The following is a 17198-nucleotide window of genomic DNA, read 5'->3' as shown; positions in this document are numbered from 1 at the left end:
TCGAGATCGTATTCTAAAAAGCCCTTAAAACAGGCTTTTTTTATTTTGGCACGTTTATTGCTATATATTACAACCATCATAAGTAACTCAGTGAAAATGATACAGACCAAGCTAATGGAGGAAACAATATGAAGGTAGTACCTGTTCGTGAATCAGTGGGTATGTTCCTGGCACATGATATGACCCAGATCATCCCTGGGGAGTTTAAAGGAGCAGCATTCAAGAAGGGGCATATTGTGCAGGAAGAAGACATTCCCCGATTGTTGAACATGGGAAAAGAACACATTGCCATTATTGAATTCAATGATGGAACCATCCACGAAGATGATGCGGCATTGCGACTTGGGAAAGCGGCAGCAGGAATCGGCGTTGAATATGTCGGGACTTCTGAAGGAAAAGTAACAATGACGGCGACGCAATCCGGTTTGCTTAAAATTAATGTACCTGTTCTTCAGGAAATCAACGAATTGGGTGAAATGATGATGGCCACCCTGCATACCGATACCATGGTAACCAAAGGGACGCTGGTCGGATCGACCCGGATCATCCCGCTATCGATTGAAAATGAAAAATTGATCAAAATGGAAGAATTGTGTGCAAAAAGTAAACCGATTGTCGAAGTGCTGCCACTAAAAAAATTCAAGGTCGGGGTGGTTACCACCGGCAATGAGATTTTTTATGGCCGGATTGAAGACAAGTTTGGTGATGTGATCAGAGAAAAATTTGCAGAACTTGATTCGGAAGTTTTTAAACAGGTTTTTTCTAGGGACGATTCGGACATGATTGCCCAGTGTATTCTGGGATTAATCGAAGAAGGAGCTGATATTGTTACCGTAACGGGCGGTATGTCGGTGGACCCGGATGACGTCACCCCGGATGGAATTAGAAAAACCGGAGCCGAATTTGTCTCCTATGGGGCCCCGACCTTACCGGGTGCGATGTTCTTACTTTCATATCTGGGAGAGATTCCGGTTTTAGGTTTACCCGGTTGCATTATGTACAGCCACCGTACGGTTTTTGATTTGGTGGTACCAAAGTTGATGGTCGGCGAAAAATTAACTCCCAAAGACATATCAAAATTGGGACACGGCGGATTATGTTCCACTTGTCCGGACTGTCATTATCCCAATTGTGGATTTGGTAAGGGCTGATTTTAGCATCCATATATAGGTTTAGTTTTTATAATTTAAGGAGGATTTCACGTGGAAAAAAAGACATTGTTCATTAACGGGATTCAAAGGACGGTCATTGTTGATCCGGAAACAACCCTGGCAAATTTAATCAGAAAACAACAGGGCTTAACCGGAACAAAGGTTGGCTGCGGCAAAGCGGAATGCGGTGCCTGTTCAGTTATTTTAAATGGCAAGGTGGTAAGGTCTTGCGTAACCAAGATGAAAAAAGTTGACGATGAGTCTGAAATCATCACCATCGAAGGCGTTGGAGCCCACGATAACCTGCATCCATTGCAGTTGGCATGGATGGTTAATGGCGCGGCTCAGTGTGGTTTCTGTACACCTGGCTTTATCGTGTCAGCTAAAGCGTTATTAGAAGAAAACGCCAGCCCAACCCGAGAAGAAGTCAGAGCGTGGTTCCAGAAACATCGAAATGTTTGTCGTTGTACCGGCTATATCCCCATCGTTGATGCGGTTATGGATGCTGCTAAATTGATGCGTGGTGAAATCACCAAAGAAGATCTGTGGTTCCAGTTAAAAGAAGGTGCTTCCATCATGGGTTCAACCATGGCTCGTCCTTCAGCACTGGCAAAAGTTACCGGTACCTGGGACTTTGGTGCCGATTTAGGCTTAAAACTGCCTGAAAACACCTTACACATCAAATTGGTTCAGGCTCAGGTTTCCCATGCTAACATTATTTCTGTTGATACCTCAGAAGCAGAAAAAATGGAAGGTGTCTTCAAAGTTATCACCGCTAAAGATGTGCCCGGAACCAACCGCATTAACGGTTTGGCCTTCCCACAGAACTTAGGCGATGGGCTGGAACGACCAATCTTAAATGACAAGAAAATCTTCCAGTTTGGCGATGCCATTGCAATGGTATTGGCCGATACACCCGAACAGGCTGAAGCAGCAGCCGCCAAAGTAGTGGTCGAAATTGAAGAATTGCTACCTTACATGAGTGCACCAGCTGCTATGGCTGAAGATGCCATTGAAATTCATCCGGGTACACCAAACATTTATTTTACAACTAATGTTGTCAAGGGTGATGAAACAGCTCCATTAATGGAAAAACTACCAAATGTTATTGAAGATGACTTCTATATTGGCCGTCAACCCCATTTACCACTCGAGCCAGACGTCGGATTTGCCTACTTTGATGAAGAAGATAACCTGATGGTTCATTCTAAGAGTATCGCTCTCCACTTTCACCAGTTAATGACTGCTGAAGCCATTGGCGTTGATCCGACTAAATACTTCATCGTTCAGAACCCGACAGGGGGAACATTTGGTTATAAATTCAGCCCCACCATCGAAGGTTTATTGGGTGTAGCCGCTCTGGTTACCAAACGACCGGTATACCTGGAATTTAATATGTACCAACAAATCACCTACACCGGAAAACGTTCACCATTCTTTATGAATGTAAAAATGGGAGCTGATGAAAATGGTATCTTAAAAGCAATGGAAACTGATTGGTCAGTTGATCATGGTCCCTACTGTGAATTTGGCGATCTGGTAACCACCCGTGGTTCGCAGTTTATTGGTGCTGGTTACAATATTCCTAATATCCGTGGTGAAGGCCGAACTGTTGCCACCAACCATGCCTGGGGTTCCGCTTTTAGAGGCTACGGCTCACCACAGAGTTTATTTGCTTCTGAAACTCTGATTGATATGCTGGCATATCAAATGGGCGAAGATCCACTGGAACTCCGTTATAAGAATGTCTACCGAGAAGGCGACACAACACCAAATGGTTGTGAGCCAGATGTTATTGCTTTACCACAGGCAATTGACACCATTCGACCAATTTATCAGGCAGCCAAAGCCAAAGCAGAAGCATTAAATGCTGAAGGCGGAGACATTAAACATGGTGTTGGGATCTCATTAAATATTTACGGTTGTGGTCTTGACGGCCCAGACTCCTCAGAAATGTGGATTGAATTAACCAAAGACGGTGTTATTGTCGGCGATTCATGGGAAGACCATGGCCAGGGTGCTGATATGGGTACATTGACCTTTGCTCACGAAACATTAAGACCGTTAGGAATCAAACCAGAACAAATCAAACTGGTTATGAATAACATGAAGCTGACACCAAACAGTGGACCAGCTGGCGGAAGTCGTTCCAATGTTATGACTGGTAATGCCATCAAAGTCGGTTGTGAAAACTTACTGGCCGCTATGAAAAAGGCCGATGGTACTTATAGAACCTATGATGAAATGGTCGCCGAAGGCTTGCCATTACGTTATGAAGGCGTTTGGACCGCACCATGTACAGCACCATCAGTTGAAACCAGCCAGGGAAATCCATTCCCAGTTTATATGTATGGGGTATTATTGTCAGAAGTATCGGTTGATACCACCACCGGTAAAACCCATGTGGATAAATTAACGCTGGTATCTGACTGTGGAACCATTACTAATAAAACAGTTCTTGAAGGACAGTTATGGGGCGGTTTAACCCAGGGGATCGGTTTAGCTTTAAGCGAAGACTTTGAAGATCTGAAAAAACACACAACCTTAACCGGTTGTGGTATTCCGCAAGTCAAGGATGTTCCCGACGAAATCGTTCTGATTCATCAGGAAACACCACGACCATTAGGACCATATGGCGCTGCAGGTTCTGGTGAAATGCCATTGTCAGCACCACATGCTTCCATCGCTAATGCGATTTTCAATGCCTGTGGCGTTCGTATCAAACATTTACCAGCTTATCCAGAAAAAGTACTTGAAGGTTTAGAAGCCTTAAAATAAGTAAAGTAAGTCTGATTACCCAAGGAATTGAAAGCTTCTAAGCTTTCAATTCCTATTTTAAATTGACAGGTAGTAATAAGGGGTAACAAACTCTGGTGTTTGTTTCTATGATATAATTGTAAAAGACTATTGGCAGAGCAATAACGAATGGACAGGATGTTTTGGGTCATATTTCAAATGATCGAAAAAAAGAGAGTAACTATTTTATAGAAACAAACATCAGAACAAATATTGGTTGTGGTGTAGTTGTTAGGTTATGGTTTGTATTATCGATGAGAGTTAGGAGAGTAACGATGAATTTGGATAAATTATTAGCAACCGGAGATCGGTGTATTCACAAGGAACCCCCAACCTGTACGGCAAATTGTCCGGTTCATCTGGAAATTATTGATTTTTTAGCAGAAATAGAACAAGGAAATTTCCAGAATGCCTATAAACTGATGGAAAAGAAAATGCCCTTTCACAAAATTCTTGGGCGAATCTGCGATCATCCCTGTGAAGCGCCCTGTGAACGGAGTAAAGCTGGCGGTTCGATCCGGATCTCTGATCTTGAAAAAGCGGTACTGGAGTATGGTGCTTATAAACCAAAAAAAGTTTGGCCGCTGCCAAAAAATAAAGGCACGGTGGCCGTCATTGGTGGGGGATTAAGTGGTTTAACCGCCGCTGTGGATCTGGACAAAAAGGGTTGTGTCGTAACAATCTATGAAAAAACCAATCGATTAGGGGGACGGCTGTGGGATTTTGTGGGCGACTCCCTGACCGAAGAAGTACTGCTGCAGGAATTAAAGGCTGTTGCCGATAAAAAAATGCCCATTCACTTTGAAACAACCGTCGATAAAAATAAATTAAGTGAATTGCTGGCTACCTATGATGCGGTTTATCTGGGAACCGCGGCCTGGGAAGAAGAAATTAAATGGAATCCGCTCACCTTCCAGGCGAATGAGTCGGCTCTGTTTGTCGGCGGGAGTCTCGTTAATCAAAGCGATTCGGTGATTTTTTCAGCCAGCTCCGGACGGCGGGCGGCTATTTCCATCGAACGCTTTTTGTCAAAGGTATCGCTGACGGATTCCCGGGAACGAGAAGGGGCTTTTGAAACACCGTTGCACTTTGATATCAGCGGCAAAGAACCGTTAGCTCCGATTTTAAAATCAGCCGCCATTTATAGCCAGGATGAAGCCATGGCCGAGGCCAAACGCTGCGTCAAATGTCAGTGTCGCAAATGCATTGAGGGCTGTGTCCACCTGCGGAAATTCGAAATGTCCCCGGATGCCTATATCCGTCAGATCAATCACAGCGAACGGATTATTTTAGGCACGCACTATGCCAATAAGATGATTAATTCCTGCGCTGAATGCGGCCTCTGTAAGGAAGAATGTTTTCTCAATATCAGCATGAGTGATGTTATCCATGAAACCCGTGAAAGTATGGTGGAACGTGGTAAAATGCCAGCCTCGGCCCACGACTTTGCCTTAAAAGATATGGCTTTTTCCAACAGTTCCCGGTTTTCGCTGGTGCGCAAACAACCCAGCAAAGAGGAATCCAAAGATCTGTTTTATTATCCGCTGATTTCTTTTTCAGATTATGTCAAAGGCTTATACAAGGGAACCGGAAAAACCGCATATCTCTTCTATCCCGGCTGTCAGTTGCCAGCATCCTATCCCGATGATATCAAAAGCATTTATGAGTATCTGGTCGGCCATGTGCAGGGCGATGTCGGTATTTATCTGGGCTGTTGCGGGGCACCGGCTGATTGGGGCGGACAACAGGCCTTAATGCAGGAAAATATTGAAGCCATCAAAAGAGTATGGGAAGAAATGGAACGCCCCACCTTTATTCTGGCCTGTTCCAGCTGTATGCGGATTTTTGAAAAATATTTGCCGGAAATTAAGTTGGAATCACTCTGGGATATTTATGTCAGAGAAGGTTTGCCCAATAAAGATCACATAAAAACACCCCAGACACTCAGTATTCATGATGCCTGTGGAACCCGGGAAAACAGTGACCTCCATGAGAGTGTCCGAAAAATTGTTGCCAAACTCGGTTATGGCATTGAGGAATTGGAATACACCAAAGAAAAAACAAAATGCTGCGGCTACGGCGGACTGGTTTATTACGCCAACCGTGAACAATCCAACGCCTTTGTTTCTGAACGCATCGGCGAAAGCGAGAATGATCTGCTGGTTTACTGTGCCATGTGCAAGGATCTGTTTGTATCCGGCGGCAAACGCACCTACCATTTGCTGGATCTGATCTATCCCAAAGCTGATGGCGAAGCGGCTACCCGCAAGATGCCAACCCTGTCAGAACGCCATGACAACCGCAGTCGGGTTAAGCAAATCTTATTAAAAGAAATCTGGCGAGAGGAACCTGAGGAAACCATGATGGAAGACCAATTTAAACTGATTATCCCCGATGATGTTAAACAGAAGATCGAAGACCGTTATATCTTATCAGAAGATATCCAGGCGGTGCTTAAAAATGCCGAAGAAAATAACGAACGTTTCTGCAATCCCGAAACCGGAGAATATCTGGCCAGGCTGCGACGTGACAACGTTACCTTTTGGGTGAAATACGAAAAAGAAGAAAATGACTATATCTTAAAAAGCGTCTACAGTCATCGCATGGAAATAGTGGAGGAATAAGATGAAACATGAGAGTACCGACCAAACAGCATGGCGTTGTGATAAATGCCAGCAGGAACTGGAATTAACCAAGGTCAAGGTAAAGTATATGGAAGGAAACTTTGAAGTGGATCTGCCCAAATGTCCCAGCTGTCACCAGGTATTCATTGATGAAGCGCTGGCGCTGGGCAAAATGAAGGAAGTCGAAGAAGGACTGGAGGATAAATAGGTGTCAGGGAACTGTGCCTATGAAAGTCCGGAAATGTCGGAACTTTTGGGTGGAACGCTGCGGCCGGGGGGCTTTGCTTTAACCGACAGGGGCGTGGCCGGTTGTCGCTGGAGTGCCGCTGATTTATTGCTGGATCTCGGCTGTGGAACGGGTGCGACCGTCAGTTATCTGGAACAGAAATATGGGCTGACAGTGGTGGGGCTTGATCCCTCCCAAAAACTGCTGGCAACAGCCCGGAAAAATAATCCGGATAAAGAATTTCTCCTCGGCAGCGGGGAAGCGATTCCCTGCCCGGACGAGAGCTTCCAGGGGGTGTTATCTGAGTGTACATTGTCGTTGATGACGGATCTTCCGGCAGCACTGGAGGAGGTCTATCGGGTGATGAAACCCCAAGGAATGTTTTTTATTACCGATGTTTATGCCAGAAATCCGGAAGCGCTTGAAGGGATCAAGACCCATCAGTTTACGAGCTGCATGCGGGGATTATACGATTTAAAACAATTGCAGATGGATCTCACTGACGCCGGTTTTGAGACTGTCTTGCTGGAAGATCACAGTGAATTGCTCAGGCAGTTGCTGGTCAAAACGATCTTTGAATTCGGTTCGATGCAGGCATTCTGGTTAAAAACCGGAGGGGCCTGTGCGGCTGGCTTCCAGGACGCCCTAAAAATGTGCAAACCGGGTTACTTTATGATGATCGCAAGAAAGGTGGAGTAAAAATGGATGAACTGAAATTTGAACTGTATCGACTGGGGACGGAAGGTTATTGTTGCAGTCAGATTATGATGAAGCTGGCACTGGATATGGAAGAGATCGAAAATGACGACCTGATCCGGGTGATGAATGGTTTGTGTAATGGTATTGGCGGCAATCAGAAAACCTGTGGCGTTTTAACCGGTGGCATTGGTGTGATTGGCTTGTATGCCGGTAAGGGCAAAGCCAGGGAATATACCCAGGATAATTTTGGCACAATGGTTAAAGCCTACATGGACTGGTTTGAAGAGCGCTTTGAAAGCACCGAATGTCTCGATCTGATCGGTGTTTATCGCTTTACCGATGAAAACAACCAGGCTTATCCGGTGAAATGTGGCGATACGCTGCTGGAAAGCTTTGAAAAGGTGGTCGAGATCCTTCAGGAGAATGGCTATACATTTGGGAATCGAGAGATGTAGAAAAAATGAAGCGAATCATTTCGATGACTGAAAGCCTTTGCCCGGTTTGCCTTAAGAAAATAAATGCGCTCATCTGGTCTGAAAATAATGAAACCTGGATGGAGAAATCCTGTCCGGAACATGGTCGCTTCAAAGCGCTGCTGTGGCGGGGCAGTATTCCGATTGAAAAGTGGGTGCGCAATAAAATCCCGGCCACCATCAAAAAACCGAATACAGTGGTCGAAAAAGGCTGTCCCTTCGATTGCGGCCTTTGTGCCGACCATCGCCAGCATACCTGCACGGCACTGATTGAGGTCACCCAGCGCTGTAATCTCAATTGTTCCTTTTGTTTTGCCAACGCCAATGGCAATACCGAGGTGGATCTTGATCTTGAAACGATCAGACGGATGTATCAGAGTGCGATGGACACCTCGGGCAATTGCAATATCCAGCTCTCCGGCGGCGAGCCCACTTTAAGGGATGATCTACCAGAAATTATCAGAATTGGGCATGAGATCGGCTTTTCCTTTATTCAAATCAATACCAATGGCATCCGCATGGGCGAGGATGAAGCGTATGTCAGCGCCTTAAAAAATGCCGGACTCAACTCGGTGTTTCTGCAATTTGATGGCACCAATGATGAGATTTATAAGAAACTCAGAGGCAAGCCATTATTGGCAACCAAGATCAAGGCAATAAAGAATTGTCAGCGATATAATATTGGAGTCGTGTTGGTGCCGACCCTGGTTAGGGAAGTCAACGATTCCGATCTCGGGAACATTATCAATTTTGGATTGGAATGGGCACCAACGGTTAAAGGCGTGCATATGCAGCCCGCCAGCTATTTTGGTCGGATTCCAAACCTGCCGGATGAACAGAAAAGATTGACACTGGGTGACCTGATGGATAAAATTGAAGACCAAACGAAAATGCGCATCCGCAAAGACAGTTTCAGTCCGCCCGGTTGTGAAAATGCCCGGTGTTCGTTTCATGGAAATTATACGGTTTCGGAAAACGGGGAGCTGATCGCCCAGGGCAGTGGCGCAAAATGCTGTGGAGTAGAAACAGCCGAAGAAGGTGCCCGGAAGGCAAAAGCCCATGTGCTCAGAAAGTGGTCTGGCGCCGGGCCAGAACCACAGGACGATGGCATTAAAAGCACCGCAGTACCAGCAAAAGATGGATGGGATGAGATCCTTGAGCAGATTAACCGCCATTCGTTCAGCCTGTCAGCGATGGCTTTTCAGGATGTCTGGAATCTCGATCTTAATCGGGTTAAGGACTGCTGCATTCATGTTGTTAACCCGCGGGGCCAGCTGATCCCTTTTTGCATGTATAACCTGACCGATAGAAACGGGCATGCCATCTATCGCCAACAGTGAGGATTTTATGAAAAAGACACCATTGGAAAACTGGATTATTAAACGAACCGGCATCACCCCGGAAAATCCCGATGCGCTCAAGAGCTATCAGCTGGAAAAAGTGCTTGAAGCGCTTTGCTATGCCAAGGATAACAGCCGTTTTTATCAAAAGCAGCTGGAAAGCATCGATCCCCGGCAAATCAAATCATGGGAGCAGTTTGAGCAACTTCCGTTAACAAGAGCCGAGGATATCAAAAATAATCCCTTTGATTTTTTATGTGTGCCCCAATCGCAAATTGCCCGGATAGTTACTTTAAATACCTCGGGAACCAGTGGCCCGAAGAAGCGGATTTTTTTTACAGAGGCCGATCTCCAAAAAACGGTGGATTTTTTCGATTACGGGATGCGTTCGTTAATAGACAACACCGATCGGGTAATGGTTTTACTGCCGGGACAAGCCTACGGGACCATTGGTGATTTGTTAAAAAAAGCCCTTGATCGCACCGGGACAGTCTGTGTTGTTTATGGACTACTCAACGATCTGGAGGCGGTCGAAAAGACGATGATCGAAAATGAGATTAATTGCATCGTCGGTATTCCGATTCAGGTTTTATATCTCAGTCGCAGCAAAGCGGCGAGCTTTAAGCACATCGAAAAAGTTCTGCTCAGTACTGACTACGTCCCGCAGGCGCTGGTTATTGAGCTTAACCGGAAGTTTGGCTGCCATGTTTTTAACCATTATGGGATGACTGAAATGGGTTACGGCGGTGGGGTCGAGTGTCAGGCGCTAAATGGCTATCATCTCCGGGAGGGCGATTTATATTTTGAAATTGTCGATCCGCTTTCCGGAAAAGCGGTGGCTGACGGTGTTACAGGGGAGATTGTTTTTACGACCTTTAATCGTCAAGCAATGCCCTTGATTCGCTATCGCACTGGCGATATTGGGGCGTTTTCAGTCGACGCCTGTCAATGCGGCAGCTTTTTAAGAACCATGAAAAAAGTTAGCGGACGGCTGAAGAATCGGATCCAATTGGCTGGCGATGTCACTTTTGATCTCAAAGAGCTGGAGGAAATACTCTTGGCCGATGAAGACCTGATTGATTATCAGGTCACCATTAAAGACGATCAAACCCTTCTGATTGAGGTTTCGCTTTATCAATACGAAACCTCCAAAGCTAAAGAAGCGCAACTGCAAAGGTGCATTGAAACGCATTTTTTAAAAAACCATGGTGAAGTGATGCAAATTGAAGTCAAAAGAAGTCCGCTGCAGAAACCGGATCAACTGGTGAACAGCATGGTCAAGCGAAAAATCAGGGACTGGCGAAAGGAGAGCAGCAGTGAATAATCTGATCAGGCAAATAAAAGAAGCAAAAGACCAGAAAGAGAATTTTGTGCTGGCGACCATTCTCGAAAAATCGGGATCAGCTCCCCGTAATGAAGGTGCAAAAATGATGATCAGAGAGGATCTGTCAACCGAAGGCTCAATCGGCGGTGGTCTGGTGGAAGCAATGGTGATTCGCACCGCCGCCAGGGTTCTCAAGGATAACTATTATCAGATTGAAACGTTTCGGCTTAACAGTAAGGATAAAGCTTCACCGGGACTGGTTTGCGGTGGTGATTTAAAAATCCTCCTGGAGTACATTGATTGGTGGGATGCGCAAACGCAGGTATTTTATGATGAACTGATCAAATTGATTGATACCAAGACAGACTTTGTGACAATTATCAAGATACCGCAGATGAGCCATGAAAATGGACGACTGGAAAAATGGGTCTGCACTGAAACTGGTTTTTGGGGATCGGAAAGTGACGAAGTCCACAACCTGGTTAAAGAGATCCGCCTGAATTTTTATCAATTGAAATATCAGCAGGCTTTTTTACAAGCCGCAGGTTTTTATGTCGAACCTTATTTTAACCATGAGAATGTCTGCATTATCGGCGGTGGTCACATTGGTAAGGTTCTGGCTGAATTAAGTAAAGTTGTTGGTTTTTATGTCACGGTGCTTGATGACCGGGAAGAGTTTGCCAATCGCCAGCGATTTAACACGGTTGATGAGGTACTGGTGATCCCGGGTTTTGAAAATATCGAAAACCAGATCAGCATCAACCAATATTCCTATGTGGTAATTGTAACCAGAGGCCATTCGGATGACAAAGATGTGTTAGCCCAGATGTTGCAAACCGAGGCTAAATACATCGGGATGCTCGGCAGCAAAAACAAACGCAATCATATCTATCAGGGGCTGCTGGAGATGGGCTTTTCATACAGCGATCTGGAACGGGTGCACAATCCCATTGGTTTGAACATTTATGCCGATACCCCGGAGGAGATCGCCGTTAGTATAGTGGCGGAAATGATTCAAGTCAGGCGGTACCCAAATTGAAAAAGTTTAGCGTTATTATTATTGCGGCCGGCTATTCTTCACGGATGGACGGATTCAAGCCGCTGCTAAAATTCGGCCAGCAAACGGCAGTGGAACGGGTGGTGGACCTTTATCAGCAAGCCGGTGTTGATCAGATCATTCTGGTTCTTGGCCACCGGGCAGATCAAATCCGCCCCTATTTTAACAATCAGCCACTGGATGTCGTGGTCAATGAGAACTTTGCCGAGGGGATGTATACCTCCATTGTTACTGGCGTTACTCAACTGAATGACGAAATTGAGGCCTTTTTTATTCATCCAGTAGACATCCCGCTGGTCAAGCGAGAAACCGTAAAAGAACTGATGGCAGCACCAGCGCAACTTGGCAAAGGTATTATCTATCCCAGTTTTTTAGGCAAACGGGGACATCCGCCGCTGATTGATAAAAAGTACCAAAGAGCGATTCTGGATAATAAACAAGGCGGTGGGCTTAAAAGGCTGCTGGCCTTATATGAAGCCGATGCAGCGGAACTCCCTCTGATCGATGAAGCGATTTTAATGGATATGGATACCCGGGCGGATTACGAGGCATTATTAACCTACGACACCCTGAAAGCCCCTAATTTATGCGAATGCTATGCCATGTGGGAGAAGTATCAATTGCCTGAGAATATTCGTCGGCATTGTCAAAAAGTCAAACAGACAGCCACTGATTTGGTGGATCAATTAATTGATAAAGGGGAAACCCTTAATCGACCGGTACTTCAGGCTGCCGCCCTGCTTCATGATCTTGCCAAAAGCGAAAAAAACCACGCGGTAAAAGGCGGCGAGATCTTAAGAGATTTGGGTTATCCAAAAGTGGGGGCAATCATTGCTGTTCATATGGATATTTTAGTCGATCCGGACACCGCCGTTACGGAAAGCGAAATCCTTTATCTGGCTGATAAACTGGTTAAAAATGATCGGCTAATCGATCTAGCGACACGAAAAGAAATGGTCTTTCAAGCTTATCACGATAATCCGCAGGCGCTTAAAAAAATATCCCGACGCTATCGCAATGCCGAGATTATTTTGCAGAAAATACAAAGGATGATCGGATAAAATAAACTACTGAAAAAAATTAACCGTAGTAACTCGTAAATCAGATGAAGACATTCAGAAAGGGTTGATAAATGGAAACCCGGATATATTTAGTTCGGCATGGTCAGATTGAACTAAAAAATGAAAAAACCTATATCGGCCAATTGGATCTGCCACTATCGCCAGAAGGTATAAAGCAGGCGCAAACACTTCAGGAAGAGTTTAAGCCAATTCCCCTGGATTGCGCCTATAGCAGCCCGCTTTGCCGCTGTGTCGAAACCTTGGACATTCTCTTGGGCGGACGCTCGATCCCCCGGTTTACAATCGATGCGTTACAAGAGATCAATATGGGCGATTGGGACGGAAAGTCCTTCGCAGAGATTAAAGAGCTTTACCCGGAGCGCTTTGAACAGAGGGGTCGGGAGCTGGATGTTTTTGCACCGCCAGCTGGCGAAAGTTTTGTATCCTTACAGCAACGGGTGCTACCGGTGTTTGCTGAAATGGTAAAAGAAAATGATGCGAAGTCGATCGTGATCCTCACCCACGCCGGAGTTATCCGGGTTATTCTGGCTAACCTGTTCGGATTAACAATTAAAGAAGTATTTAAATGGAAGATCCCCTACGCTGGTAGCTTAAAACTATGTTATAATCAGAAAAATGGAAAATGGATTTGCCAAAATCAATGAAAAGAGACAATTAACCATGAATAAGAATATTTATCAAAACCTTATCAAGCAATCGAAGGAACGCTGTGCTGATTATGGAATCACCGAAGATCAGGTTTTCAGTAAAAAAATGATTGATCATTCGGAGCTACAAACAAAATTTTCAGAAAACAGAGATTTGATTCTGACTGCTTCACCCTACATGGAGCATCTGATGAGTATTGTCCGGGGAAATAATTTTTTTGTCTTGCTGACTGATAAAGAAGGTTGTATTTTGAATGCCATCGGTGATGAAAAAATTCTGACCGAAGCTTTTGAACTGAAAATGGTTGCCGGTGCCTATATGAATGAGGAGTGTATTGGCACCAACGCCATGTCGCTGGTGATAAAATCGGGTGAACCGGTGCAATTGTCCGGCAAAGACCATTTTATCAAGGCCTATCACCGCTGGACCTGTTCAGGCGCTCCGATTCGTGATCCCAACGGCAATCTGATTGGTGCCCTCGATCTGACCGGTTACTCCGATTCGGTTCACCCCCATACCCTGGGAATGGTCATTGCTGCATCTAACGCCATCGAAGAAATGCTCCGGGTCAAAGAATATAACCGCCTCCAGAATATGACCAATAAGCATATCAAAACGATTTTCAATTCGATGCCGGTAGCGATCCTGACCTCCGATCTGAATGGTCGAATTAAAATATATAATCAGCGGGCGATGGATTTATTCGGCAATAAATATAAACAATTATCGGCGACCAATGTTGCAGAAATCATTGAAGAGTGGGAGAACATCAAGGAAGCGATTCATCTGGAAAAACACGTCAACCGGATTATCAATATCAAAGCCCTGCGGAATCATTTTCATTGCCAGATGACAGCCAGCCCGATTTATAACCCTCAGGATGACAGTATTGAGATTGTCTTTGTTTTAAAAGAAGATCAAACGAAAAAAATCGTCAAATCCGAACAGCCCTATTACACTTTTGACAAAATTATGGGTGCTGACAGCCATTTTGTCAGCACCATTGAGTATGCAAAAAAAATCGCCAACAATCGTTCGACCATTCTGATTTTGGGGGAGAGCGGCTGTGGAAAAGAAGTCTTTGCCCAGGCCATTCATAATTTCAGCAAACGGGTTGATGAGCCCTTTGTGGCCATAAATTGTGGGGCAATTCCCAATCAATTGATTGAATCGGAGTTGTTTGGTTATGAGGAAGGCGCCTATACCGGGGCCAAGAAAGGCGGCAACATTGGTAAGTTTGAACAGGCCAATAATGGTACGATCATGCTTGACGAAATCGGCGAGATGCCGCTTGATATGCAGACCCGATTGTTGCGGGTATTACAGGAAAACGTCATTACCCGGATTGGCAGCCAGCGCTCGATTCCCATTGACGTGCGGATTATCGCGGCAACCAATAAGGATCTCAAAAAAGAAGTTGAGCTGGGTCGTTTCCGGAAGGATCTGTTTTACCGTCTCAATGTCCTACCCCTGTATCTGCCACCACTGCGCGAGCGCACCCACGATATTGCCATTTTATTTCAATATTTCATGAAAAATCTGTCAGCGAAATATGAAAAGCAGGAATTTGAAATTACTGAGGACAACATGCGATTACTGGAAAGTTACAGTTGGCCGGGGAATGTGCGGGAACTGGAAAATGTGGTGGAACTGATTATTAACACCGAAGCATTTCCCTATAAGTATTTTTCGGAAAATAGTGAGCAACCCAGCCCGATGGCCCAATTTGCGGCAATTGCTGGAAATCTGCCAATTGAATTGCGGGAAGAGCGACTCGAAGATCTTGATCCGGCACAGCTCGACTTATCCTATATGGAAAAAGAGCATATTAAACGGGTCTTAAAACTTTATAAGGGCAATATCAGCCAGACGGCTGCCGCCCTGGGCATCCAAAGAAATACTCTTTACAGCAAAATCAGCAAATATGAAATTCAACTTGAAATCGGTCATCGACCCCGGGAGATCTGGGTAGACGATCGTTTCAGAAAGGGACAAGAACGTGGTTAATCCGTATCAAAAACTACTTAATGAATTGGAAAATGAAAAACAGGTGATTATGTGCACCCGGGGAGTAACAAATCCGGAAACAACGAAACGAACGATCACAAAATCAGTTTTGCGAAATGGCGATTTACAAACGGAACAATTTGATGAAAAAACCAGAAAAACGATCACAGCCGTTATTGATCAGGGACTGCCGAAATTTAATACCACCGAAGAGGGGGCTTTCGTCTTATATGAACCCTTTTACTCGGAAGGGCGGCTGATTATTTTGGGAGGCGGTCATATTGCCAAGCCGCTGGCCCGTTATGGGGCGGATATCGGCTTTAAGGTCACCGTTATCGATGATCGACCGTCTTTTGCCAATGCGCAACGCTTTCCCGAAGCCAGTCGGGTAATGTGTGAAAGCTTTGACAGCTGTTTTGACCGCCTGCAGGTCAAAAACACCGACTACGTCGTTGTGGTCACCCGCGGCCATCGCCATGATGCAGTGTGCCTACGCCAGGCGATTGCCAAAAATCCCGAGTATCTGGGGATGATCGGGTCCAAACGCCGGGTTAAGGGCTTGATGGCTCAGTTTCGGGAAGACGGTTTTACGGAGGAACAACTCGCCCGGGTTTATTCACCGATCGGGCTACGAATTGGGGCGGTAACCCCGGAAGAAATTGCCATTTCGATTATTGCTGAGATCATTCAGGTGAAGCGAATGGCTCATCAACCGGAAAAAGCGGATCGGAACAATCAGACCAATCATTCCGATTTTGATTTTGAAGTGGTTAAGAATCTAGCAGAAAATGACTCTGACAAACGGGCGATTGTGACGGTCATTTCAAAAAAAGGTTCCGTTCCCCGGGGGGCTGGAGCTAAAATGATTATCTGGCCCGATGGCCGTAGTCTTGGCAGCATTGGCGGCGGCTGCAGCGAAGGCGAAGTGATCGTCACCGCCCGGGATCTTCTGCGTGAAGAGGCCGGCTTTCTGACCATGCATGTTGATATGACCGGGGAAGTGGCTGAAGACGAGGGGATGGCCTGCGGTGGCATTATGGATGTGCTGATTGAGGTGTATCCGTAAAAATAATAATTTTTGATCATTGGTTCTTGATGAAAAACATCGAGAGCCTTTTTTTATGTCCAGATTGTAGTAATCAAAAAGCTTCAGTAAGGGTTGTGTTTCCAGAAGCCTCTGGTATATTTCTGCTTTGAAGAAGGAAAGTTGATTTAAAAATTAATTCATAATTAGAGGTTAAAAGGCATTGACTAACGTTTCGCTTTGGAGTGTTATCATAAAAGTGCAGTCCCAAATTGCAAGGAAATGAGGTAAAATAGAAATAAAAAGGACTGACTAATAATGAAAAAAATATATAGTGCTGAAGAACGCTATGAAGCGTTGAAACTGGCAAATGAGATTGGCAACAAAGCGGCAGCAGAGCGATTAGGTATAAAAATCGATACATTATACACATGGATCAGCAAAGCTAAAAGTGGAAAGGTTGGTTTTTGTGATGATCCAGGGAATATCCCACTAGCAGATCCCAATCGTTTAAAGCAGCTCGAAAAAGAGCTACGGGAAGCAAAAGAAGAGATTGAGATTCTTCAGGATGCGCTTGGTTTTTTTGTCAAGCGCCGAAAGAAATAGCGAAACAGCAGCGGATGTCATATATTACCGACCGCCGGGACCGTTGGCCGGTTGCCCTGCTCTGTCGTACGCTTGGTGTCAGCGAATCGGGTTACTATAAATTTCTGCGATCAAAAAGCAAACCGGATAAGCACGCAAATC

14 protein-coding genes are annotated in these 17198 nt (G+C 45.2%); all 14 read left to right on the top strand.

The genetic code is table 11. The features are described 5' to 3' along the window. Window positions 1-128 precede the first annotated feature (128 nt). The 14 genes from ACWI_RS15365 (at window position 129) to ACWI_RS15300 (ending at window position 17057) form a co-directional block, all read left to right on the top strand. Window positions 129-1151, top strand: a complete 1023-nt coding sequence (locus ACWI_RS15365; RefSeq protein ID WP_070372330.1) for a molybdopterin-binding protein — start codon at window positions 129-131, stop codon at window positions 1149-1151. A gap of 51 nt (window positions 1152-1202) precedes the next feature. Then, entirely contained in the window at window positions 1203-3929 is a 2727-nt protein-coding gene (locus ACWI_RS15360) for a molybdopterin-dependent aldehyde oxidoreductase (RefSeq protein WP_070372329.1), read from the top strand. 293 nt (window positions 3930-4222) lie between these two features. After that, window positions 4223-6571, top strand: coding sequence for a pyridine nucleotide-disulfide oxidoreductase/dicluster-binding protein (locus ACWI_RS15355; RefSeq protein ID WP_070372328.1), 2349 nt, complete (start codon window positions 4223-4225; stop codon window positions 6569-6571). Window position 6572: 1 nt separating this feature from the next. Beyond that, window positions 6573-6779, top strand: coding sequence for a DVU_1557 family redox protein (locus ACWI_RS15350; protein WP_070372327.1), 207 nt, complete (start codon window positions 6573-6575; stop codon window positions 6777-6779). Then, window positions 6780-7496, top strand: coding sequence for a DVU_1556 family methyltransferase (gene trsM / locus ACWI_RS15345; protein ID WP_084633744.1), 717 nt, complete (start codon window positions 6780-6782; stop codon window positions 7494-7496). 2 nt (window positions 7497-7498) lie between these two features. Next, the gene (locus ACWI_RS15340) at window positions 7499-7951 is read left to right on the top strand and encodes a DVU_1555 family C-GCAxxG-C-C protein (RefSeq protein WP_070372326.1); all 453 of its coding nucleotides are present in this window, start codon (window positions 7499-7501) and stop codon (window positions 7949-7951) included. A gap of 5 nt (window positions 7952-7956) precedes the next feature. Next, window positions 7957-9309, top strand: a complete 1353-nt coding sequence (trsS, locus tag ACWI_RS15335; RefSeq protein ID WP_070372325.1) for a radical SAM (seleno)protein TrsS — start codon at window positions 7957-7959, stop codon at window positions 9307-9309. A 7-nt stretch (window positions 9310-9316) separates the two neighbouring features. Further along, window positions 9317-10633 carry a DVU_1553 family AMP-dependent CoA ligase gene (locus tag ACWI_RS15330; protein ID WP_070372324.1) on the top strand — a complete coding sequence of 439 codons (1317 nt, stop codon included), beginning with the start codon at window positions 9317-9319 and terminating at the stop codon, window positions 10631-10633. Then, complete coding sequence (locus ACWI_RS15325) at window positions 10626-11672, top strand: XdhC family aldehyde oxidoreductase maturation factor (RefSeq protein ID WP_070372323.1); 1047 nt, start codon at window positions 10626-10628, stop codon at window positions 11670-11672. Before ACWI_RS15330 ends, ACWI_RS15325 begins: the two co-directional genes overlap by 8 nt. Next, entirely contained in the window at window positions 11669-12751 is a 1083-nt protein-coding gene (locus tag ACWI_RS15320) for a DVU_1551 family NTP transferase (protein WP_084633743.1), read from the top strand. Before ACWI_RS15325 ends, ACWI_RS15320 begins: the two co-directional genes overlap by 4 nt. 71 nt (window positions 12752-12822) lie before the next feature. After that, window positions 12823-13416 carry an alpha-ribazole phosphatase gene (cobC, locus tag ACWI_RS15315; protein ID WP_070372322.1) on the top strand — a complete coding sequence of 198 codons (594 nt, stop codon included), beginning with the start codon at window positions 12823-12825 and terminating at the stop codon, window positions 13414-13416. Window positions 13417-13432: 16 nt separating this feature from the next. Then, window positions 13433-15427, top strand: a complete 1995-nt coding sequence (locus ACWI_RS15310; RefSeq protein WP_084633751.1) for a sigma-54-dependent Fis family transcriptional regulator — start codon at window positions 13433-13435, stop codon at window positions 15425-15427. Further along, window positions 15420-16493 (top strand): XdhC family protein, encoded by a 1074-nt coding sequence (locus tag ACWI_RS15305; RefSeq protein ID WP_242871630.1) that lies wholly within the window; start codon window positions 15420-15422, stop codon window positions 16491-16493. Before ACWI_RS15310 ends, ACWI_RS15305 begins: the two co-directional genes overlap by 8 nt. 276 nt (window positions 16494-16769) lie before the next feature. Continuing rightward, entirely contained in the window at window positions 16770-17057 is a 288-nt protein-coding gene (locus ACWI_RS15300) for a transposase (RefSeq protein ID WP_070370131.1), read from the top strand. The last annotated feature ends 141 nt before the right edge of the window (window positions 17058-17198 follow it).

Origin of the sequence: Acetobacterium wieringae (assembly GCF_001766835.1) — a bacterium.
Taxonomy (GTDB): domain Bacteria; phylum Bacillota; class Clostridia; order Eubacteriales; family Eubacteriaceae; genus Acetobacterium; species Acetobacterium wieringae.
Note: the sequence above shows the minus strand (reverse complement) of the source record. Positions and strands in the feature narration are given on the sequence as shown.

Excerpts from the sequence above, each read along its gene's own strand:
- ACWI_RS15355 (WP_070372328.1), top strand. The coding sequence starts at position 4,223 with ATGAATTTGGATAAATTATTAGCAACCGGAGATCGGTGTATTCACAAG.
- ACWI_RS15350 (WP_070372327.1), top strand. The coding sequence starts at position 6,573 with ATGAAACATGAGAGTACCGACCAAACAGCATGGCGTTGTGATAAATGC.
- ACWI_RS15330 (WP_070372324.1), top strand. The coding sequence starts at position 9,317 with ATGAAAAAGACACCATTGGAAAACTGGATTATTAAACGAACCGGCATC.
- ACWI_RS15365 (WP_070372330.1), top strand. The coding sequence starts at position 129 with ATGAAGGTAGTACCTGTTCGTGAATCAGTGGGTATGTTCCTGGCACAT.
- cobC (WP_070372322.1), top strand. The coding sequence starts at position 12,823 with ATGGAAACCCGGATATATTTAGTTCGGCATGGTCAGATTGAACTAAAA.
- ACWI_RS15340 (WP_070372326.1), top strand. The coding sequence starts at position 7,499 with ATGGATGAACTGAAATTTGAACTGTATCGACTGGGGACGGAAGGTTAT.
- ACWI_RS15300 (WP_070370131.1), top strand. The coding sequence starts at position 16,770 with ATGAAAAAAATATATAGTGCTGAAGAACGCTATGAAGCGTTGAAACTG.
- ACWI_RS15310 (WP_084633751.1), top strand. The coding sequence starts at position 13,433 with ATGAATAAGAATATTTATCAAAACCTTATCAAGCAATCGAAGGAACGC.
- trsS (WP_070372325.1), top strand. The coding sequence starts at position 7,957 with ATGAAGCGAATCATTTCGATGACTGAAAGCCTTTGCCCGGTTTGCCTT.